At 37.9% G+C, this 21,945-nt stretch carries 17 protein-coding genes and 1 tRNA gene; 9 read left to right on the forward strand and 9 right to left on the reverse strand.

All coding sequences use genetic code 11. The annotated features are described in order from the left end of the window. Positions 1-49 precede the first annotated feature (49 nt). The gene (locus E6H07_13595; protein ID TMI62448.1) at positions 50-928 is read right to left on the reverse strand and encodes a phosphorylase; all 879 of its coding nucleotides are present in this window, start codon (positions 926-928) and stop codon (positions 50-52) included. 100 nt (positions 929-1,028) lie between these two features. Between E6H07_13595 and E6H07_13600 the strand changes: the two genes are divergently transcribed. Next, positions 1,029-1,102, forward strand: a tRNA-Cys gene (locus tag E6H07_13600). 157 nt (positions 1,103-1,259) lie between these two features. On the opposite strand, the gene E6H07_13605 is transcribed toward E6H07_13600, so the two are convergent. After that, positions 1,260-1,550 carry a hypothetical protein gene (locus tag E6H07_13605; GenBank protein ID TMI62449.1) on the reverse strand — a complete coding sequence of 97 codons (291 nt, stop codon included), beginning with the start codon at positions 1,548-1,550 and terminating at the stop codon, positions 1,260-1,262. 239 nt (positions 1,551-1,789) lie between these two features. On the opposite strand from E6H07_13605, the gene E6H07_13610 reads away from it, so the two are divergent. Next, positions 1,790-3,388 carry an FAD-dependent oxidoreductase gene (locus tag E6H07_13610; protein ID TMI62450.1) on the forward strand — a complete coding sequence of 533 codons (1,599 nt, stop codon included), beginning with the start codon at positions 1,790-1,792 and terminating at the stop codon, positions 3,386-3,388. A gap of 15 nt (positions 3,389-3,403) precedes the next feature. On the opposite strand, the gene E6H07_13615 is transcribed toward E6H07_13610, so the two are convergent. The 3 genes from E6H07_13615 to E6H07_13625 form a co-directional block, all read right to left on the reverse strand. Then, positions 3,404-6,232, reverse strand: coding sequence for an FAD-binding oxidoreductase (locus tag E6H07_13615; GenBank protein ID TMI62451.1), 2,829 nt, complete (start codon positions 6,230-6,232; stop codon positions 3,404-3,406). 69 nt (positions 6,233-6,301) lie between these two features. Further along, positions 6,302-6,808, reverse strand: coding sequence for a cupin domain-containing protein (locus E6H07_13620; protein ID TMI62452.1), 507 nt, complete (start codon positions 6,806-6,808; stop codon positions 6,302-6,304). After that, on the reverse strand, positions 6,808-7,710 hold the full coding sequence (locus tag E6H07_13625; protein TMI62453.1) for a hypothetical protein: 903 nt from the start codon (positions 7,708-7,710) through the stop codon (positions 6,808-6,810). The genes E6H07_13620 and E6H07_13625 overlap by 1 nt, the downstream gene beginning before the upstream one ends. Before the next feature lie 80 nt (positions 7,711-7,790). Here E6H07_13625 and E6H07_13630 point away from each other — a divergent pair, with 80 nt between their 5' ends. The 7 genes from E6H07_13630 to E6H07_13660 all read left to right on the forward strand — a co-directional run bounded on the left by E6H07_13630 (position 7,791) and on the right by E6H07_13660 (position 18,035). Further along, positions 7,791-8,111 carry a hypothetical protein gene (locus E6H07_13630; GenBank protein TMI62454.1) on the forward strand — a complete coding sequence of 107 codons (321 nt, stop codon included), beginning with the start codon at positions 7,791-7,793 and terminating at the stop codon, positions 8,109-8,111. 77 nt (positions 8,112-8,188) lie between these two features. Then, positions 8,189-8,695, forward strand: a complete 507-nt coding sequence (locus E6H07_13635) for a peptidylprolyl isomerase (protein ID TMI62455.1) — start codon at positions 8,189-8,191, stop codon at positions 8,693-8,695. Between the two features lie 78 nt (positions 8,696-8,773). After that, positions 8,774-10,201, forward strand: coding sequence for an L-serine ammonia-lyase (locus tag E6H07_13640; GenBank protein TMI62456.1), 1,428 nt, complete (start codon positions 8,774-8,776; stop codon positions 10,199-10,201). Between the two features lie 107 nt (positions 10,202-10,308). Then, positions 10,309-11,619: a DUF4062 domain-containing protein gene (locus E6H07_13645; GenBank protein ID TMI62457.1), complete on the forward strand. Its 1,311-nt coding sequence runs from the start codon at positions 10,309-10,311 to the stop codon at positions 11,617-11,619. 6 nt (positions 11,620-11,625) lie between these two features. After that, positions 11,626-12,699: an AAA family ATPase gene (locus tag E6H07_13650; protein ID TMI62458.1), complete on the forward strand. Its 1,074-nt coding sequence runs from the start codon at positions 11,626-11,628 to the stop codon at positions 12,697-12,699. Positions 12,700-12,709: 10 nt separating this feature from the next. After that, entirely contained in the window at positions 12,710-17,245 is a 4,536-nt protein-coding gene (locus E6H07_13655; protein TMI62459.1) for a hypothetical protein, read from the forward strand. Positions 17,246-17,294: 49 nt separating this feature from the next. Next, entirely contained in the window at positions 17,295-18,035 is a 741-nt protein-coding gene (locus E6H07_13660; protein ID TMI62460.1) for a hypothetical protein, read from the forward strand. 828 nt (positions 18,036-18,863) lie between these two features. Here E6H07_13660 and E6H07_13665 read toward each other — a convergent pair. The 4 genes from E6H07_13665 to mqnE all read right to left on the reverse strand — a co-directional run bounded on the left by E6H07_13665 (position 18,864) and on the right by mqnE (position 21,782). After that, the gene (locus tag E6H07_13665; protein ID TMI62461.1) at positions 18,864-19,451 is read right to left on the reverse strand and encodes a hypothetical protein; all 588 of its coding nucleotides are present in this window, start codon (positions 19,449-19,451) and stop codon (positions 18,864-18,866) included. Between the two features lie 89 nt (positions 19,452-19,540). Beyond that, positions 19,541-19,993 carry a sporulation protein gene (locus tag E6H07_13670; protein TMI62462.1) on the reverse strand — a complete coding sequence of 151 codons (453 nt, stop codon included), beginning with the start codon at positions 19,991-19,993 and terminating at the stop codon, positions 19,541-19,543. A gap of 187 nt (positions 19,994-20,180) precedes the next feature. Then, the gene (locus tag E6H07_13675) at positions 20,181-20,507 is read right to left on the reverse strand and encodes a hypothetical protein (protein TMI62463.1); all 327 of its coding nucleotides are present in this window, start codon (positions 20,505-20,507) and stop codon (positions 20,181-20,183) included. 123 nt (positions 20,508-20,630) lie between these two features. Beyond that, entirely contained in the window at positions 20,631-21,782 is a 1,152-nt protein-coding gene (gene mqnE / locus E6H07_13680; GenBank protein ID TMI62464.1) for an aminofutalosine synthase MqnE, read from the reverse strand. Between the last annotated feature and the right edge of the window lie 163 nt (positions 21,783-21,945).

Below are 21,945 nucleotides of genomic sequence, written 5' to 3' on the forward strand. Positions count from 1 at the left end.
ATGAATTCTCATAGCCAACTCGCCACTTGCTTCTAACCATTTACCTTACTTAAATTTGACTTGCAAATATCTCAATAAATTTTTTAATCAGGGTTTCCACGGCAGCTTTTCCATCTTTTGAAAACTCTTTCTTTACCCTGTTGGCTACAATGGCATTAATGGCAAGACAATTATGCCCTAGTAGTTTTCCTAAGCCATATATTGCTGAGGTTTCCATTTCAAAATTAGTAATTCGATGCTGACCAAAACGGAACTCAGTTAAACGGTTAATAAGGTCAGGACTTCGTAAACCTAATCTCAAAACTCTCCCTTGTGGCCCGTAAAAACCGGGACAGGTAACGGTGATGCCATTATGAAACCCATGTACAAAATGCTTGAGCAGGGAAGAAGCTGCACTGCTGATATAAGGATAACTCATTTGCCCGTGCATTTGAGTATGTGTAACAAATGAATGTAGTAATTGTTTGTCTTCTTCGTTTTGCTCGTGACGGTAAAAATTCAGGAGGTTGTCAACACCCAATCCATGTGTAGAGGCCACAAAGCTATCAATCGGTATATCTGCCTGTAGCGAACCGGAAGTACCGATGCGGATAATATTAAGTGTTTTTAACTGCGGCTTGATCGTTCTTGTTTCAAAATCAATATTGGCCAGCGCATCCAATTCATTCATTACGATATCAATATTATCCGGACCAATACCGGATGAAAGCACCGTAATGCGTTTATTATTTACAATACCAGTATGAGAAATAAACTCCCTGTGCTGTTGTTTTACTTCGATCTTATCAAAATATTTACTTACTTCTTTTACCCGGTCAGGGTCGCCAACTGTGACAATAGTGCCTCCAATTTCCTCCGGTCTTAAATCGAGATGATAAACTGCACCCCGGTTGTTAATTATTAGTTCCGATTCAGCGATCCTGCTCATTTTTTGGGGTTTATAGCTAAAATTTATGCCTCAAATGTTATACATTTGCTGCGTTTCGGGTTTAAAATTAAATATACAATTTACAACCTGAAATAAATTCGGTTCTGTGGCCGAGTGGCTAGGCTGAGCTCTGCAAAAGCTCCTACAGCGGTTCGAATCCGCTCGGAACCTCGAAAGAACAAAGCAAAGGCCTGCAAAAAATTATTTTGCAGGCCTTTGTATTTTTTGACCCTTGCAATCAAGGATTACTATACATATTACGATAATGTAGAAAGAATAAAAAATACCGAAGATAAAATTAGACGAGCAAAGCAGTTGCTAGCTACCAGCCTTAATCGTCTTCTTCCTCTTTAACCAAGTTTCCTTTTTCATCAAATTCTGCCTTCATCTTTTTACCATTCAGTATGAATTTGGCTTTATATGTTTCAATTGTATCCTCATGGGCATCTTCCCACCTTATATCCGAAGCTGAGGAATATTTTACACTAAATGCTGATTGAACAGATTCAGGTACATCGCCAACAGGTATTTCTTTATCGTCTTTGGCATCTTTCTTACTATCGCAAGACTGAAGAATGAGTAACGAAAAACTGATAACGGTTGCAACAATTATTTTTTTCATTGGAAACATTTTCCAAAAACTTGCAAATGTGATGCCGGGAAGAAGAAAAGAAGTGAAAGGGGCAATCTTAAAAAAATGTCTTGACTTGTATTCTGTATTCGGGAATTAGGAAATGATAAAGTGGTATGCCATTTGTCGGAAATTTCAGATAAAAATATGAGTGTTCCGCAGGATTAATCCTATGAAGCGATCAATGAATAGGAGCTAAACAATTTATTTGAACCTCTGAAACTTTATTTATGCCAACGTTACAAAAAGAAGCCACTATACAAAAAGATACAATTACTTCTGGAGAAAACCAACCTTATTGGATCGACGCTGTTCCTCAATTAACTTTTGAAACTTTAAGTAATGATATTGATACCGAAGTTTTGATCATAGGGGCAGGAATAGCTGGTTTGACTACAGCATATTGTCTTGCTTCATCAGGAAGAAAAGTTGTGGTGATCGAAGATGGCTTGCCCGGAAGTGGTGAAAGCGGCAGAACGACGGCTCATTTGACCAATGCTTTGGATGATCGTTATTATACCCTTCAAAAAATATTTGGAGAAGAAAAAACAAAGCTTGCTGCACAAAGTCATAGTGCAGCAATTGATTGGATCGAAGAAACGATACGCAAGGAAAATATTGATTGTGATTTTATGCGATTGGATGGATATTTATTTCTTCATCCAACAGATAAGAAAGAATCTTTACAAAAAGAGTTAGAAGCAACTCATGCTGCAGGGCTGCAAACTGAGCTTATAAAATCTATTCCTGGCATAGCTGAAAGTGGCCACTGCATTCATTTTCCCAGGCAAGGACAATTTCATATTATGAAATACCTGAATGGACTTGCAAAAGCTATTGAAAGAATGGGAGTAAAAATTTTTACAAACACTCATGCCGAACGAATAAAAGATAATGTTGTTATTGCCAATGGGAAGACAATAAACGCATTAAACATAGTAGTAGCAACAAATTCGCCTGTGAACGATATTGTTACTATGCACACAAAACAATTTCCATATCGATCATATGTTATTGCAGCCATTATTGCCAAAGGTATGGTTAAGCCTGCTTTATGGTGGGATACAGGCGACCAGGATTCTACATGGATATCCCAACCTTATCATTATGTTCGCTTGCAATCTTACAACGATAATTATGATTTGCTGATCTCAGGTGGTGAAGATCATAAAACAGGGCAAGCAGGTAAGGAAGATATTCCGGAAGAAGAACGATACAAAAAATTAATTGAATGGACGAGTAAACGTTTTTCCGCAATGAAAGAAATAGTTTACCGTTGGTCGGGCCAGGTGTTAGAACCATTGGATTCACTTGCATTTATTGGAAAAAATCCAGGCAGTGAAAATATCTACATAATAACCGGGGATTCCGGAAATGGCATGACGCATGGAACTATAGGCGGTATCCTTATCAATGATCTTATAAATGGAAAAGAAAACCCATGGGAACAAATTTATAAGCCTTCGAGGATCCCTTTAAAAGTTGGTGGAGATTATATACGAGAAGCATTAAGTATGGCGGGGCAGTATAGTGATTGGATATCAAAAGGCGACATTGAATCCATTGACAAATTAGAAAACAATGAAGGAGCTATTGTTTCTTCTGGGGTGAAAAAACTGGCTGCTTACAAAGATGAATGGGGCGAGTTGTTTGTATTCAGCGCTACTTGTCCTCATCTTGGTTGTGTTGTTCAGTGGAATGCAGATGAAAAAACATTTGATTGTCCCTGTCACGGTTCTAGATTTACTAAAGAAGGGAAAGTGATCAATGGTCCGGCAATCTCAAATTTAAAAAGTATTGAAATAAAAAGTTTCGCTGAAAAAACCTGATCATTGAGATTTTAATCAAATTAATGTAGCATCTACCAAATACAAAACCGATTCATAGTTTTTACCGACCGCTTCACTCATTGCCATTTCACAGGTTTTTGTAGAAGAATAATAACCTTCATATGTTGCATTCTTTACTTCATCTGCCTCGGCTGAGGTTGCCGATGCAGTCAATTCAGGGAAAAGAAAACCTCTGTCGCCGGCCATACCGCAACAGCCTGCTGTTTTAGGAACACTAACATTTTCTGAAAAGCAGGAAGCGATCTTTAAAAATTTATTTTCAATACCCATTTTCTGTAATGAACAAACCGGGTGTAATACAATGCTTTTCTTTTTTTGTACCGATAGATTTTTAGGAAGAATGTAATCATGCAAATAATCAATACTATCTATGATGCGTAAGCCATCGAATCGTTCTTTATTGTCTTGCGTAAGTACAGGTCGAAGATGTTGTAATGTGTAAGTACAAGAACTGATATCCATCACTACCGGATATTTACCTGTGCCAGTTATCTTCCACAGATGATCAATAATTTTGTTCGCCGTAAATTGAAATGCTTTCCCATATCCTTTGGATGAATATATCTGACCGCAACAGGTACCGATGATATTATTAGCAATGATCACATTCACACCAGCTTTTTCAGAAACACTTAAAAATGTTTCCATAATATTTTTCTTTCCATCGGCAGATACACCCATTAGCCGGGAAATACATCCAGGAAAATAAACGATCGAATCATTGATTGCCGAAATAGCAAATTTATTTTTTAAGGATTTTAAAGATGGGGGAGAACCTAATTGTTCTGTCCATAATGGAAACGATGGAATGATCTTCCGTATTCCTTTTGTTAAGTGAAACATCGCCTTCTTACCGGCAAACTTATTGAAACCCGTTCCTGCTTTTAATGCAAACCTTGTTGTTCTTTCTACAAGTCCAAAATTTTTTGCAACAAACAAAGCAACGCTATTAGACAATGAAGAATGATTTTCTCTTCTTAGACGTTTAACAAGGTCGCCGGTATTAATATCAACGGGGCAAGCTGTTGCACACATACCATCTACTGCACAGGTATCAAGCCCGTCATACTGGTATTGCTTCAGCAGTTCTTTGTAATCATTTTGTTCACCGGCATTTTTTAATTGTACCAATGCACGACGTACAACAATTCTTCTTCTTGGCGTCAGTGTAAGATCACGACTGGGACATTTATGTTCACAATAGCCACACTCGATACATTTATCTACTTCTTCTTCAACAGGCGGTAGTAGCTTCAGATTTTTTATATGTACTTCTTTGTCTTCATTAATTATGACGCCGGGATTCAGCAGGTTAAAAGGGTCGGCTGCGGCTTTGATGCGTTTCATAATTCTATAAGCATCGCCACCCCATTCTGTTTCTACAAATGGCGCCATATTCCGGCCGGTGCCGTGTTCGGCTTTTAATGTTCCGTTATATTTTGTTACTACTATCTCAACTACTTCACGCATAAAACGATCATAGCGTTCTATCTCTGTAGCCGTATCAAAAGCCTGTGTAACTACAAAATGAATATTGCCATCTTTTGCGTGGCCGAAAATGATAGCATTGTCATATTCGTATTTTTTGAAAGAGGTTTGTAAGTCAAGTATCGCATCTCCTAATGTTTCAAGCGGGAAAGCAATATCTTCTAATATAACTGTAGTGCCGCTGGCACGTACTGCTCCTACGGCAGGAAACAATCCTTTACGAACCTTCCATAAAAAATTTATTTGCTCCGGGTCGCTGGTGAATTCAGGTTTATTTAATAATGAAAGCTGGTTTGAATATTGAAGAAAATTACCGACTCTTGATTCTAATTTTTCAGTTGTTTGTTCCTGGAATTCGATGAGTAAAGCAGCAGCTGTTTCCTGCAAAGTTTTTACGAAGGGATCAATGCCTTTCATATTTTCAACTGCACGCAAAGATGCACGGTCCATTAATTCCACCATTTCAGCGCCGGAATTTATTAGGGGAATGATTGCTTTGCAGGCAGAATAAATATCAGGGAAAAATAAAAGCGAAGTTGATTTGCATGGCAGATCAGGAATAGTTTGCATTACAGCTTCAGCAATAAAGGCCAGTGTGCCTTCTGCACCGATAAGGAGATGAGCAAATATGTCAAAAGGATGATCATAGTCTAAAAATGCATTCAGTGAATAACCAACTGTGTTTTTTGTTTTGTATTTAAAACGGATTTTGTCATGAAGCGATTGATTTGCCCTTATTTCATTACGAAGACTTTTTAATTCAGTGAAAAGCTCCGGGCATTCAATTTCAAAATTCTTATAGTCAGTTTCTTTTTCAGTTGTAAATATTTTTCCATCAGGTAAAATAAAACGGATATGTTTTGCTGTATGATAGGAATTGTATTTCACTCCACAGCACATACCACTTGAATTGTTGGAAAGTATACCACCCATCATAGCAGCGCTGATACTGGAAGGATCGGGGCCGATCTTGGTCTTATATTTTTTCAGGTATGCATTTACCATGGCGCCGGTAATACCCGGCTGCACTCTTACTTTCTTTCCTTCTTCTTCAATTTTTATCCTGTTCCAGAACCGGCTCAGGTCAACAAGAATACCATCTGTAATAGACTGGCCGGATAAACTGCTGCCACCCGTACGGAATACCAGCGGAGTTTTAGAATTATGAGAAAAATTAAAAAGCAATCTGATTTCTTCTTCACTTACAGGCTGCACGATTGCTTTTGGTAAAAGATAATAGAATCCTGCATCCGAAGCATAGGATACCCTGTCGATAAGCCGCGACTTAATTCTTTCTTCAGGGAGTATTTGTTGCAGGCCTTGTATAATGTCCATGAATGATTCAATAAAGTAACGGTGTTAAGATAAAGAATTTCTTACTTTTCCTTGCTGTATTCAATTCGATCACCTCGTTAATGAAACTATCAATTCTTTATGTTGCGGATATTGTTTGGTCAGTTTGACTCTGTCACCCATTTCAAAATCAGCAAAATCAAAACCCGGCGAAACAGTACATCCCACCAATGCATAGCTACTTCCGGTTTTCAATCTTGATGCAAACCAGTTGCCTGATTTAATAACGCAAAAAGGAGATTCACCATTTTCGGGATTCTTTCCAAGCCGATGTTCTGTCAATTCCCCTTGCTTGTTTATTTCATAAATGCATAAGGTATCACCATCATAAAAATGCCATAACTCATCGGATCGTATGCGGTGAAACGCCGAGAAATCATTTTGTCGCAATAGGTAGTAAATATGTGTGCAGCTATTTCTATCGCCGGAAAAATTCTCAGGCAATGATGATCGGGGAATTATCAGATCTGCAGTATATATTCTTGCATAAGCCCCGCCTTCAGGATGGGGTTGCAGTTGCAGGTGCTTTATCCAGTAATCTGCGTTATGCTGGGTCATCAATTTTTATGTTCAATAAAAACTCTTCGTCCGTTTAATGCAGTGATAGAGTCAAGTGCCCTGGCAGTATCTGTTGTAGCTACAGGCATCAATACGTATAATTTATAATTCACTGAGTCTTTTGTTTCCATCTGTATCGGCCATCCATTTTCTTTTAGCTGGTTGAACCGTTTGAAGGCACGCATGGCTTGAAACTGGTCAACAACAAATTTATAGTTGACTTCAGTAGTTTGTGATTGAGTGGTTGGCTGAATCGCCGTATCTGGTTTAATCGTAGAACTGTCAATTACTATTGTTCCATTTTCATTTCCAGGTTCTGTATTTTCTGTATCAATTACTGCTTCTTTCTCCGATGTTCTTTTGTACAGGTAGTAACCGCCAAGTATAACCAGGCCTAGCCCTAATAAAATGAATAATGCGATCATTGGTTTGCGCCAGTTTATTTGTTTAGGTGCTTTTAAAAACACTGATTTAAAATCCGGCATATCAGCAGAACTTCCTGTTTCCATGCTCATATTGCGTTCAGCAATTCTTTCTGGCAAAGCGATGCCTTGTATAAATGAATAGTTTCCTTCTTTATTTTTTGAAACTGTACCAATGCCATCGAATGCATAGGATTTCCCGATATTTAAAAATTGGTGTACGATCTCAAGCTGGCTTTCAAGATCAGAAGCAGCCAGCGTTTTCATTTTCCCCGTATGTTTTGATATATACTCAATAAGCCCGTCATCGGTTTTTGTTGCCGTATTGCTTTCAAAGGTTATAGTTCCCGCAACATCAGATTTTGACTTACTGTCCGGATCGGGGTTATATGAAGAATCAAGAAAGAAACTGCCGATACCCTGAATGCTGAGTTTCTTATTGGCAACCAGGTAGTCGGCTAATTGTTGTGCTAATTTCAAAGTTTGGATTTTAAGGCTCAAGATAGAATTTTTTATCAGCCCCGTCAAGCTTAGTTGACTTAAGTTAATTTTGCCACCAAATGCTTACACAACAGGAAAAGGACTTTATTGTTTACTGGGAAAACAACCGTGAACGTAGAAAAAAAGTCATTAAACAGCTTTTTATAGGATTGCCTCTTGGGACCTTATTGGTAGCTCTTATTCTTATAAGTTCCCTGTCGGGCTGGTATAAAAGAGCCGTTATGGAAATTAATTTCGACTCATCATTAATAATTGTTTTATTGATTGCTTCGCTGCTTATTGTGGCGTTTATCGTTGTATTTTCTGTACGTCACAGGTGGGAAATGGATGAGCAGCAGTACCTCGAATTAAAAGCCCGGGAGAAGAAAAACAACATTTAACAATTCATCGGGGCAGCATATTTATCTTGCCGGTGGTCAATAGGGCAGAACACCTATATTTGCGCAAAATTTTTCCAATGACCCGAAAACTTTTAGTTTTTTTAATTTTTAGCGTTGTATTCCTCCAGTTTTCATGTCTTAAGACGAATAAGGATTGTGAGTTTAAGCCCTGCGAATTTGTGGCGCCTGCTGCAGAATCACAGGAAGTGAGTGCGTACCTCGGTGCAAATGGCCTCCCTGGTACAAAGCACTGCAGCGGAATGTATTATAATATCAGCAATCCAGGTACTGGCAAATCACCTGATGGTTGCTCGTATGTAAACGTAAAGTATAGAGGTTATACAACCACCAATCCCATTCCATTTGATGAAAAGACAACTGCTCAACTCATCAATCTGAATCAGGTAATAACCGGTTGGAGATCTGGTATTCCTTTATTGAAGGAAGGTGGCATAATGACGCTTTATGTTCCTCCTTATCTCGGTTATGGCACCCAGCCGTTGAAAGACCCTAGTGGTAATGTAATTATTCCAGGTAATTCTATTCTCATTTTTGATATTGAGCTTGTGACGGTTGAACGTTAAAAACCGATACTAGCTGCTAACAAAGAGCCGCCCCTAATAAGGCGGCTTCTTTATTTATATTTGTAAAAATCTATCCGTTTGTCACACGAAGCCATTTCAGTTTTTGATATTCTTAAAATAGGTGTGGGACCATCCAGTTCGCATACGCTTGGCCCATGGAGGGCTGCGCAAAAATTTGTTCAGTCTATTTCAGACAAGAACTTATTACAGCAGGTAACTACAGTCCGTGTATTATTGTATGGTTCACTGGCAAAAACCGGCAAAGGCCATGGTACAGATATAGCAGTTCAATTAGGCTTATGCGGCGAGGATCCTGTAACCTTTGATGTTAATGCGATCAACAGCCGTATTGCTGATATCGCATCCATGAAAGAGATCCTGCTGGGAGGTTTGCATGAAGTACAATTTGATCCCCATAATGATATTGAATTTTTATTCAGCGAATCATTGCCCTTTCATCCGAATGCAGTTACATTTTTAGCCGAGTGCAGAAATGGCGAAGCCATCTCAGAAACTTTTTACAGTATAGGTGGTGGGTTTGTAGTAAAAGAGGGAGAGGAGAAAGGTTCTTTAGCCGATGTACAGTTGCCATTCCCTGTGAATAATGCGAATGATCTATTGCATTGGTGTATGAAAACCGGCATGTCGATAAGTGAAGTGGTAATGGAAAACGAAACGGCCTGGCGCGGCGAAAAAGAAACCCGTGATGGAATGCTAAATATCTGGAATGTGATGCGTGACTGTATTTACCGTGGCTGTCATACAGAAGGTATCTTACCGGGTGGATTGAATGTAAAACGTCGGGCAGCAGAGTTGAATAAAAAATTATTAAGCGGTAAAAAATATAATGACTATGATGACTGGATGGCTGCCATCCGTGCCGGTGGCAATTCTTTTAAATATACGTTAGATTGGGTAAGTTGTTTTGCTTTGGCGGTAAATGAAGAGAACGCATCTTTTGGTCGTGTTGTAACAGCACCAACCAATGGAGCTGCCGGCGTTATACCCGCAGTTTTACAATACCATATAATTTTTGGTGATGGCAATACGGATGATAAGATCATTCGCTTTCTCATGACAGCGGCCGAGATCGGAAGTATTTTTAAAAAAGGCGCAACACTTTCCGCAGCAATGGGTGGCTGCCAGGCAGAGATTGGTGTATCATCGGCAATGGCTGCAGCTGCATTGGCCGAGAGCATGGGCGGTACACAGAAACAGGTTATGATGGCTGCAGAGATCGCCATGGAACATCATCTTGGTCTTACTTGCGATCCGATTGGAGGATTAGTACAGGTGCCTTGTATCGAACGAAATACAATGGGTGCCATAAAAGCAATTACTGCTGCACAGCTAGCATTGCAGGGTTCTCCCGATTATGCAAAAGTTTCTCTTGATGCTGTAATAAAAACCATGTGGGATACTGCAAAGGATATGGATCACAAATACAAAGAAACGGCTGATGGCGGCCTGGCAATAAATGTACCGCTTAGCTTGCCGGAATGCTGAGTGCTTTTCCAGCCTAACCCCCATATTTTCGACAAATAAAATAATACTACTTACGTGGTATTGGTAGCCAATGTTTAAATGTTTAATTTTTAGGCAGGAAAAGGCCCATGCCTCGCACCATTTATATATCATCAGTTTTCTCTGAGTTTAAAGAGATACGTAAAGTCATTCGCCAAAAACTGAATGAGAATAGGAAGCTTTACACGTTTATAGGCATGGAAGATTATGGAAGTGAAGACCGTGGAGCCCTTGATAAATGTGTGGAAGATGTAATGAGTGCTGACTTTTACATCCTTATCCTGGGTACATCTTACGGCAGTAAAGCCGAGATTGATGATGCAATGAAAGAGAGACTTCAGAAAGTACTTAGAGAAGATCTTAACCAGGAGTTGAAGGAACTGCGCTCATATACACATTGGGAGCATATTACCGCTATAAAAAGAAAGAAAACCGATAAACGGCTGGAGCGAAAAATTTATATAAAACAGCCAGAAGGTTGTGATGAATTTTGTGATGAAGTTAAACAGTGGCGGAATGATGCACTGGTAGATAAAATACTTTGTAAGTTCTTTAGTAAAGACGAAGAACTCCCCCAGTTATTGCTTGACGATCTGAATGAATACATTGATAGAAAATCCCGTGACACAAAAGACTTCGATCTGCGGTATAAATGTGATTGGGTGGAACCAGAAGATTTTTTTCTAAACAATCTATTGCCTCAACCAGTTCAATGTTTCCTTTTGCATAGCCATAACCGGAATATGCCCGCAAATTTTATTAAAAGAAAAAAACTGGATTTTGAAGCGAAGCAGAATCATGTTATGTTACTGGAGTTGCAATTGCCCCGTACTTTATCTGACGCCAAAGATGTAGAGTCCCTGGAAAAAAAATTTAAAACAGCCATTTTTAAAAAACTGGATGACGGACATAAGTTCATGAAGCCGGATGATATTACAATACCCGGTTTGCTGGGATTACTTGAACAAAAAAAGATGAAGTACCTTATTATTACCTGGGAAGTAGAACGAAACTTCTGGACAAAGGAGTTATTAAAACCCCTGATTGAGTCCTTTCATAAAAAATGCGTTTTATATAACGAACAGTTCAACTCAGATAAGCAGATCATTTTTTTTGCTATGGCAAAATATATTGATGATCCTACTATTGCCGAACAACTTTTCGATGAAAAAGTAAAAGGATTATCCTTTGGTTATGTAATGCCCAAACTCCCAAAAATAACCAAATACGATGTACTTGACTGGTTGGAGGATTTTAATATTGAACCTAATCCTGATAAAGCTGAAAAAATGATAGCCCAATTAATTGAGGGAGGTGATCAACCGGAATTTGAAAAATTTATGTCTGAACTGGATGGCCCTTTGAAAGAGATGATTGATAAATCTGAAAATTTAAAATAACATACTATGTATGAGTTAAAAAATATCCGGACAACAGAAGATAACAATCCGGCTGATTATGTAATTGCCGATGACGGTCTCTCCGAAGCTGTTAAGATGGCGATATGGTTACAGAAGCCTTTGTTATTAACCGGGGCACCCGGAACCGGTAAAACACAACTGGCCAGGAGGATTGCATTCGACTTATTTAACCTGGATGCAAAAGAGCTCGGCGGAGCCGCACCTTTTTCAAAAGAACCTTTGCAGTTTGATACAAAAACGACTTCAGCATCCTCTGATCTGTATTATACTTATGATGCAATAGGGCATTTTCAAAAACGACATGCAGGTGATGATGGAGGAAATCTTTCACCACATCCTTACATTAAACTGAATGCACTGGGCGAAGCCATTTTACAAACACATGGCAAAAAAGCCATACTTGCAAATGACAAGCTCAGCGATCTCCGGGGTTTACAAGGCTTTAATGACCTTGCCGATGAGCCGCAAAGCAGTGTTGTACTGATTGATGAAATTGATAAAGCTCCCCGTGATTTTCCTAATGATCTGCTTGCACAGATCGAGCATATGTTTTTTAGCATTCCTGAGTTAGGTAAAAAAATAAACCGTGCAGCTGATAAAGATTCGTCTGCCCGCATTGTTGTTTTTATGACAAGCAATTTTGAAAAAAATCTTCCGGATGCATTCTTACGTCGCTGTTTATTTTATCATATTGCCTCACCGGATGAAACACAACTATTACGGATCGTTTGTAGCAGGATGGCGCCATGGCTGGATAAAAGAAAGAATGGGAATAATGATCAAAATGGATTGAGTGATACACTTAAGGAAAAATTCAAAACAGTGATCAAAAAATTTGAGGAATATAAATTACAGATGGTTGATAAAAAGGCGGCCACTTCGGAGTTGCTGGAATGGATAAAAGTGCTGGAGGTGGAAGGCTTTTTTAAGAATGATCTTGACTTTACTAAGCTTTCTGATGATCAGAAAACGATTCTTAAATACTCTTTTCCCATCCTTGCAAAAAGTAAAGATGATTTACAAATGCTCGTCAATGATAAAATATTGTCTGCTATATAAACATTAAACTGTGCCGGTAACAAATGGTATACAGGTGCCTCTGAATGGGTTGATTTCAAAATTAAAAACCGAGGGGTTTGAGATCAGCACACGTACTGTTCTGGACATACAGAAAGTATTAACCGGTTTTAATGATGTTACAAATCCTGATACTGCCAGCCTCAAACTGGTATTGGGGCCACTGATCTGCCGCAACAAAGAAGAACAAGAAAAATTTTACAGGCTATTTGATGATTATGAAGCTTTATTAAAACCCCAGGTAGAACAATTGATGGAAGAGTATTCTGAGAAAAAAAATGACGATGAACAAAAAGCAAAGGAAGAGGAAGAAAAAAGTACGATAGAGGAAAAAAAAAGAAAGAGAAAGAAGAAAATTGTAAAATGGGGAATCGTCAGTTTATCTGGTTTACTGTTAATAGCTTTAAGCTATTACCTCATAGTAATTCGCTGTTTATTTTGTTCTGACCCTCCACCAGAAGTAAGAACAGCAACCTTGACTATTCTATATAATGGACAGGCTAAAAATTTTGTAGAAACCGACGAGACTGGAGTCGATATAGTAAAAGATAGTTTAGTTGAAATTTCAGCGGTCTTGTCAGATACTATTCCTGAAAAAAAATACAAGATAGTTTTTGTAATAGGAGATAGCTCATATTACCAGCGATCAGTAAATAAGCGTATCATACAAGCCGAGGAACTTAAAGTCGGAGCTTCGTTAATGGAAGGCGATTCCGTTATTTTTACTAATTCGGAAACAAGCGAAATATTTTGTGAGCCCAAACCTGTTTTGATCATTGAGAAGGATAGTTCATTATACAAATCAGCAAAAGCAGTTATATACAACGTAAGAAATAATCTCGACAGTAAGCATAATAAGTATACATACAAGTGGACACTGACTGGTAAGTCGGATACTCTTCCACCTTACACAAGTACAGATACTAGTTTTAAAATAAAACCTCCGGCATTGGCGGCATATAGTGTCACAGTGGAGGCAACAGGATCTGTTAATAAAAAATGCGAAAAAAAATCTTACACAAAGTCAATTGAAGAAAAGCCTCAACTGGTTTTGCAATTAACCGGAGTTAAAAAACTGGATCCTGGCACTGAATTTAATTTTATGTTTATCGTGATATTGTTAGTTGGTTCAGGGTTCATTCTTGGCCAGCTTAATTCAAGGTATTACGGAAAAAAATTAAAGGCCTTACGTAAGACATATTTTCCGGTTTATGAAACTGAGGTTCAGTTACCTGCAACAACAGATGAACTTACGGGGCCTTATAGTATAGACTTTAAACCACAGGAAAATAAGATCCCTGCTGAAACTTCCATCAATCAGTTAGCTGAGGTTATGAGAAAGCGGCATACAGGAGATAGCTATAGTCTCAATATTAATAAAACGATACGCAGCACAATTAAAAAAGCAGGTTTCCCGGTTTTTGAATTTACCGCATTATCCCAGCCAACCGATTTCCTGGTTTTTGTTGATAAAGAATATACTGACAGTCATCTTGTAAAACTGTATAACCACCTTATTGCAACACTCAGGAAAGAACAGGTACATCTCACTGCTTATAGTTATAATCAATATCCTTTATTACTAACAAACCCGGCATTAAATCATTTTTTTATTCCTATTGAAAAATTAGGGGGACTCTATCCCGGAACGATATTGTTTTTATTTGCTGATACTTCATCTTTTTTTAAGCCCTATGGTAATAATCTGCATGATTGGGCAATTGATAAGTTCAAGGACTGGAAAACAAAGATCATTTTTACATCAGTAGCTGTTAAGGACTGGGGTGAGCGGGAAACTATATTATACAGTGCAGGCTTTACGGTGATACCGGCTGACACCAATGCCAGCCAGGTAATAGAAGATGAGGTAAATAACCTGATAGATAAACAAAAGCTGAAAAAGACAATACCTTCTACCTATTCAACAAAACTCATCAATTTTAATGAGTGGGAAGAAGTTAAAAACTATCTCCGCGAGGTTAGCAAAGAAGGCAAAAAAACTTCCGACCCTGAATCATTGTATTTGTTGTTAAAAGAATGGCTGGCATCAACCGCAGTTTATCCTTATGTGAATTGGGAAGTAACGATCGCCATTGGTAAAGCATTTGAAGAAAAATATAATGTTCCGGGTAAACTATTAAACTACACTAATCTTCTTGCATTGAGTCGCATTCAATGGTTGAAAGATGGACAAATGCCCGATAACCTGCGGATAGCAATGCTAAAGGACCTGGATTACAAAAATGAAATAAATGCAAGGGAGGCACTCAAAGTATTATTAGATGAACTGAAGGATGATATTAAACCAGGTTCAGCTATGTATGAAGAATACAGGTTGCAAACAGTCACGAATGATTTTCTTCTTAAAAAATTTAATAAAGGAGATATTGCCCCGGGTGATAAGGACTTTATTGCGATGGATAAGTATATGCAGGAAGGAGAACTGGACTGGCATCTCGATGTCTTCTACAATTTAAAGGACGCTGATTCATCTATCCGCGATAAAAGCGGTGAGAAAAGCATACCTATCAATGATTTTTTAGTCCAACGTAAAGAGGAGCAGAGAATAATTGATGAGAAAAATAATAAAGAATTCCAGGTAAAGAAGAGAAATCTTAATACACGATTTGGATTTATGTCCGCGGCTGCTGTGCTTTTAGTGCTGGCCATCCAGTTATTGGGATTTAAGCAAATGCCATTTGAGCCTCCACGTACTACAGATCGTATTATCAAATTTGACAGTTTGATTACCCCGGCGGATAATATTTCTATCCTGGTAAATGACAAGACATATAAAACCGAACTATCAGGTGATACTGCTTTAATCGTTAAGGATTTACCAACTGACACCACGCAAAATGCGTTAGTGCAACTTTCTACTAATAACCCCACAGTGGGAAGACAGGATCTTAATGCATTAATGACTCCAGGTTTTGAAGAATATGTTATCAATATTACTCAGCCATTAGATAAACCAGATCTGAACATTTATTATAATGATGATTCGGCTTACGGGGTTATAGCAGATAAGCTAAATGCAATATTTAAAGATTTTAATATTTCGGTTTCATTATATGATGATGAAGTAACTAAGACAGGATTTTATCTCAGTTATTATGACAAAGCATTAGAAGGGAAAGTAAATACAATTGTAAGAATGTTTAAGCAGGAGTTTGATTCGCTGCTCACTACAACTTATAGCGATCTGTCTTATTATACCAATAGTCTTTATTTGTATTTTCCGGAGAAACCAAAACCAGGCATCTGCAATGAAACAAGTCTGCCTCCCGGTTTAACTGAGATATGGAAAGGAGGCACAAGTAACCGGCTTATTAATATTGATGTAGAAAAACAAACTATTTATTACTCAACTGGTGATAAAAAGACTTATGGAAGATACAGGATTGAGGAGGTTTGTAAATCTGAAGACGAGGATACATATCGTGTTATAACCCGTGCCGGCAATCAGTATAAGGTATTTTTTATAAAAGATATAAATCGTTCTTCAGGTTTCAGTTTGTCGGTTTGTCAAAATCCGTATAATACAGTTATTGAAGCCCGGAATGTATTGGAGGCGAATTGCGACCGGTTCAATAATATGCGATTGTATTATGAAAATGATCCGGGCAAAATCTTTTTACCTGCAGGTCTGAATATACTGGAAAGACAGAACCAACAAAAACTTAACAGTATCCAGGATAGTATGAACTCTTATAGGGCTCGCAAGCTTAATCCTCAACTTAGTGGTGATTTATATAAAAATTCAACATTTGATTGGGAAGTACCGGATAACCTGCCTTTTCAAAATATAAAAACTACACCGTTATTAAATGAAACACCTTTTGACAGGTCATATATGGTTTATAGAATTAAAAGAGATGAAGAACCAGGTGTATTTACCCCTCCTAATCCTTGTGATAAAATTTATACTTCGATGAAGGAAGCATTAAGCATGGATGCAAAATTGGTGTGCAGGCTAAATCTGAAAAGCCAGGGCTTAAGATCATTACCTTCAGGCTTAAGCACCTTAGTTTACCTGAAATATCTTGACATCAGCGATAATTATCTTAATTCTAAGGATAGTATTGAGTTGCATACTATGTTGCGGGGTGTACAAATTATATTTTACAGGCAAAAATCAACAGAGCCGCCTCCCGTTGCACAATGGAAGCTTTTGAAGCGGTTAAATACTGATTCGAAATATTATCCGGATAGTGAAGCAAGAACTTACCTGAAACAGCTATTGGATGCGATGTTGAAGAATCCTTCTGCAAAACTTCAGTTCACTTTTTATTCAGATGAGGTTAAGACAAGTATTGTAAATTTTCTCCAATCCAACAACTGGCGTACAATCATATCTTCCGGAAGATTGGAGACCTATATAACTGCTTCAGTAGGGGGCCGGGCCCCAACAACTCGATCAGGGTCAAAATTTATAATAAGTAAACGTACAGGCTATTATTTTGATGTCTCCGGAATTGGCATTGAACCCTTGCTCGAAGTTTATGATCCCCCAACAAAAAATTAGCCTGGTGGTTTTTGCAAATCTTTCATACAATTGCTGAAAATTAAAGTAAATGATGAAGCCTGATTTAAAATTTATAGTTGCAATATTTTGCTTCTTTGTTCTGCAATCTTTTTCAGATATAAATTTATTCTTTCGTAAAAAGCCCATTGTTGTCTGGCAGCCTTCTCATCAAACCGATACCGGCAAAGATTTTAGTGAAGCAGCTGTATGCAATGCTATAGCCGAAGCGGCGATGAATGAGAAGCCACACCTGAAAGAATATAAAGTATGGAGTTTAGGCAAAACGGAATATCATCATGCTGACTCCGGCAGTAATACCAAAATACTACACACGACTGATCTGATCGATGGGAAAATTTCCGGTTATGCTTATGAGTTACAGGAATCAAATAAATTAAAACCACAGGTATTTATAGCTGTGCATAATAACGGTGGTACAAAACGAAATGCAGTTTGGGGTTATATCCATTACGGCGATAAATATGAAAATGATAACCGTGAACTGGCAGCACAAATTATAAAAGCCATTAGCGAAGTAAGTGGCTTGGAAAACCGCGGTGTATTATTGGACAGCACCACAGGCCGGAATGATTACCGTTGCAAGGCAAGCGGCAAGCTGAGTTTTTATAGCCTTGATGAAAATATAAATACGGCACCTTACCGTGTATTACTGGAAATTGGTGATAATGCTGTAAGTCGTGAACTCCTGCTTAACCCTGATAGCCAGAAAAAAATCGGAGTTGCAATTAAGAAAGCATTGGTTGAATGGAGTAGGGGGAGGAAGTGGTGAGGCTTATACCAAGCTCATGTTAAGCACAGCTACCTGAGATATAGGTCATTGCTCCAAATAAAGTCTTGCGCTAACAACTTATCGTTGAGAATTTCATAGAAGTCTTTTTTAGAGTTCCAAGGATGCTCAATTAGCATAAAACCAAGTTTGAAAGATGTAGTTGTACTGTTCTTCCTGTGTAATTGAAGAATTACGTCCATTGAGGCTGAGCTGGCTAGTTTGTATACATGAGGAAAATTCCTCGTACACGTTTCCAGGCATAATGATTGGCTCACTTCTGAACTCACAAAACTATATGATCTTGAACAGTTCGTCATAGAAAACGAAAGCGTATCATGAGTGCAATTTGTAAGCTGGACTTTCAACAATACGGTAGTTGAAGAATCATAGCACTCGGTGAGAATATTAAGCTTGCTAGTGTCTTGTAAAATGGATACATGTACACTCATTTTTTTACCATCTTGGGCAGTAGACCGAATAAAAATAAATGAATAGAATAAAATAAGTATGAAACGGTGAAGTGCCATTTTTAAATGTTGTGCGTAACGTCCAGGGTTTTCTGCTGTGCTGATATTCTGTGTTTCGTCAGTCCGAACCGCTGTTGAGTAAAGTTAATACAGTTGATGTTAATATTCTGTTTCTCGATTTTATTCGTTTGTGTCTCGCATGGGTATTCGCAAGACAAGACTTCGATAAATAAAAAAATAGCTGCGAAACCTCAGCGTATGCGAGTTTGATTTTGCTACCTATCACGGGATCTGCCACAAATATATTCAGAATTGAAAATTTTTTCAGGCAAGACCCTGTGAGGAACGGTGTAAGCTCACATTAATGTGGAAGAATGCTACTTATTTTTCTAAAAGAAATAGCTCCAGTATAGTCGTCACGCCCCATTATTAGTTGAATTGCAAAAAGGTGAAAGGCAATCGTTTGGATCTGAGTATGGGAAATGGATTTGTCATGTTTTAGTTCGTACTCGTCTTTATTCCCAATTAGAAATTTATTAATAATTTCATTCACCCCTTTCGATCGAACAATGGCTGTTATTGAATCGTCTAATTTGAACGTGTTAAAAAAGAACGCATCATTAACATTCGTCGTATTCATAATTTTGATCTTTTGATTAATCGTTTGATAAAGGAAATCAGCAAATGTTTTGTATTGTTTTTTATATACTACATCATAGAGGATTGCCAGTCTTGCAAAACTTGTTTCAGCCACGCTGTCAATTCGGACCAACACAAATACTGGAGAATTAATTACGGGTGGCGGTGGTTCGATAGACCTTAAGCGATCAACTTCTTTCACAATAGTATGGTCAAAGTAGTTTCGTTTGTGTGAACAAGAAGCGAACACAAAGAACAGGGTCATTATGGCTAGACCAACACTTATAATTACTAAGTTTAGATATCTCATACCAAACATATTTAGAATTGAAATTTTTTACAGGACAAGACTCCGTGAGGACACAGTGCTGTATAATTTAGGCACTGGCTAATTATCAATTAATATAAAGTAATTGGCAATTCATATTGACGACTTCCATCCTTAGGACTGGATTCAAATAAAATAAGCGTTAATGTTGAATTCTTACGCTTTTTTTGAACATTAATTGTAAATTCAAATTTGCCCCATTCAGGTGCTCCAGCATCAGTCATCTGAAAACCTTTCTTTAGTTCTTCGTGCCCGTCTTCAACGATCCAATTAAAATTTGCTTCGAAGATCTGCCCCTTCCCACGTACTAAAAATGTGTCTTGACCGATTCTTTGCACGGTTACATCCTTAAAGCGTTTATTAGAATAAGTTTTGGGTAAAAGGGTTTCTGGCTCTGCCTCTTTTGTTACCAGAAGTGTTTCAGGAATATTTTTTAAGGTATCAACCTTTTCTGTCGTCTTTATGTGTTCGTTATTATTACATGCAACTAATATTATTAACAATAACAAAATTGTACATCTCATGTCTGAATTATTTTTTTTAAATCTTGTGTCCCAACGGGTTCTTCGCAAGATAAGACTTCGATAAATAAAAAAAAATAGCTGCGAAACCCCAGCGAATGAGAGTTTGATTTGCTTCCTATTAAGAGGTCTGCCACAAACATATTTAGAATTGCAATTTTTTTCAGGGCAAGACCCCCTGAGGACATAACTAAGCTAAAAGAATTATATCAATTATTTCTGGATTCTGGTAAAGTTCATCACTATCATACACCGTTATTGCATAATTCTGATGGTCTTGATCTGTGAAAGTAACAATATGCAAGTATTCTCCAAATCCCTTTTTGGGTAGTTGCTCAATACCCCTGACAGCTTTCAAATCATTCGCCTTAATTAAATTGAGAATATTAGCATAGGACTCTTTTTCGAAATAAAGGTTCTTAATAGTTGTAAAATTTCGAATTTGTGTAATACCTAAATTATTTGATGGTATCAATTGTTTAATAACAATAACATCCCAGTTTGTTATCTCTTCCATGATTTTTTGTAGTTATAAGCTCTTTAATTCGGGTTGCCGCTAACTCAAAAATATGCGAAAGTTTTCGGCCTTTCAATAGAAAACAATTTTTTAAATCTTTCGCAAATACAACTAATGTGTTGTTCAATTCATCGAAACTTCCATCTCTCCATAATCCTTCACCACATTATAAAGCGTATCCCTTTCCACCGGCTGGCGTTTTACCTGTTTTATCAATGCTACCAGTTCTTCAGTAGTCATTGAAGGGGTTTGTTCTTCAGAACCGGCCATGCTGTAAATTTTTGTAGTGTCATCTATTGTGCCGTCTATATCATCTACCCCAAAAGATAAACTCAGTTGTGCATTCTGCCGGCCCAGCATCGGCCAGTAAGCTTTCAGGTGAGGGAAATTATCCATATAGATACGGGCAATGGCATAGAGTTTCATATCCGTTGATACACTGCACTCGGCTATATTGCTCATATCATTATCCTTATTGCGGAACTTAAGCGGAATAAAAGTGTTGAAGCCTCCTGTTCTATCCTGCAACTCTCTTAATCTTCTCATATGATCAACAAGGTGTACCGGTTTTTCAATATGACCATATAACATTGTTGCATTGCTATGCATGCCGAGCCTATGTGCAGCTTCATGTATGGCCAGCCATCCATCGGCATTTACTTTATCTGCACATATCTTTTCACGTATGGCTGCATCAAAGATCTCTGCGCCACCACCGGGTATAGAATCAAGCCCGGCATCTTTTAAATACTGCATGCCTTGCTCATTACTCATCTTTGCCTTGCGGAACATATAATCAAGCTCTACAGCCGTAAAACCTTTTATATGTAATTCAGGACGATGTTCTTTTATTTTGCGTAGCAACTCAGCAAAGAATTCCAAATTCATTTTCGGATGTACACCACCAACAATATGTACTTCAGTTACCGGCTGGCCATCATATTTTTTTACCATCTCCAGCATTTGTTGCTGGCTCAGTTCCCAACCTTCATCACGATGGGCATAGAGGCGGCTATAACTACAAAAATTGCAGGTGAATACACATACATTGGTTGGCTCAATATGAAAATTGCGGTTGAAGAAAGTTTTATCGCCATGGAATCGTTCTCTTACGCTATTAGCAAGACTGCCGACAAAACCAAGGCTTGCTTTTTCAAATAACAATAAACAATCCTCATCTGTTATTCTTTCGCTGCGAGATACTTTTTCTGCTATTTGTTTAAGGTCGGCATTGAGTGTTTCATTTTGAAGTACAGCATTTGTGAGATTGGACATGATCAATGATTAAGATAAACGATACTGCAAATTTAGTGCATATCGAATATGTATTGAAGATAAAAATCACTGCTTCAAAGAACTCTGCAAATGAATTTTGAACCACATAGACACATAGGACACAATAGAAAGGCAGCACATAGGAAATCTATGTGAAAACCTA

This window comes from Bacteroidota bacterium, from assembly GCA_005882315.1.
Classification (GTDB): Bacteria; Bacteroidota; Bacteroidia; order Chitinophagales; family Chitinophagaceae; genus VBAR01.

Coding starts and splice junctions, on each gene's coding strand:
- E6H07_13595 (TMI62448.1), bottom strand. CDS start 928: ATGAGCAGGATCGCTGAATCGGAACTAATAATTAACAACCGGGGTGCA.
- E6H07_13605 (TMI62449.1), bottom strand. CDS start 1,550: ATGAAAAAAATAATTGTTGCAACCGTTATCAGTTTTTCGTTACTCATT.
- E6H07_13610 (TMI62450.1), top strand. CDS start 1,790: ATGCCAACGTTACAAAAAGAAGCCACTATACAAAAAGATACAATTACT.
- E6H07_13615 (TMI62451.1), bottom strand. CDS start 6,232: ATGGACATTATACAAGGCCTGCAACAAATACTCCCTGAAGAAAGAATT.
- E6H07_13620 (TMI62452.1), bottom strand. CDS start 6,808: ATGACCCAGCATAACGCAGATTACTGGATAAAGCACCTGCAACTGCAA.
- E6H07_13630 (TMI62454.1), top strand. CDS start 7,791: ATGCTTACACAACAGGAAAAGGACTTTATTGTTTACTGGGAAAACAAC.
- E6H07_13635 (TMI62455.1), top strand. CDS start 8,189: ATGACCCGAAAACTTTTAGTTTTTTTAATTTTTAGCGTTGTATTCCTC.
- E6H07_13645 (TMI62457.1), top strand. CDS start 10,309: ATGCCTCGCACCATTTATATATCATCAGTTTTCTCTGAGTTTAAAGAG.
- E6H07_13650 (TMI62458.1), top strand. CDS start 11,626: ATGTATGAGTTAAAAAATATCCGGACAACAGAAGATAACAATCCGGCT.
- E6H07_13660 (TMI62460.1), top strand. CDS start 17,295: ATGATGAAGCCTGATTTAAAATTTATAGTTGCAATATTTTGCTTCTTT.
- E6H07_13665 (TMI62461.1), bottom strand. CDS start 19,451: ATGAGATATCTAAACTTAGTAATTATAAGTGTTGGTCTAGCCATAATG.
- E6H07_13670 (TMI62462.1), bottom strand. CDS start 19,993: ATGAGATGTACAATTTTGTTATTGTTAATAATATTAGTTGCATGTAAT.
- E6H07_13675 (TMI62463.1), bottom strand. CDS start 20,507: ATGGAAGAGATAACAAACTGGGATGTTATTGTTATTAAACAATTGATA.
- mqnE (TMI62464.1), bottom strand. CDS start 21,782: ATGTCCAATCTCACAAATGCTGTACTTCAAAATGAAACACTCAATGCC.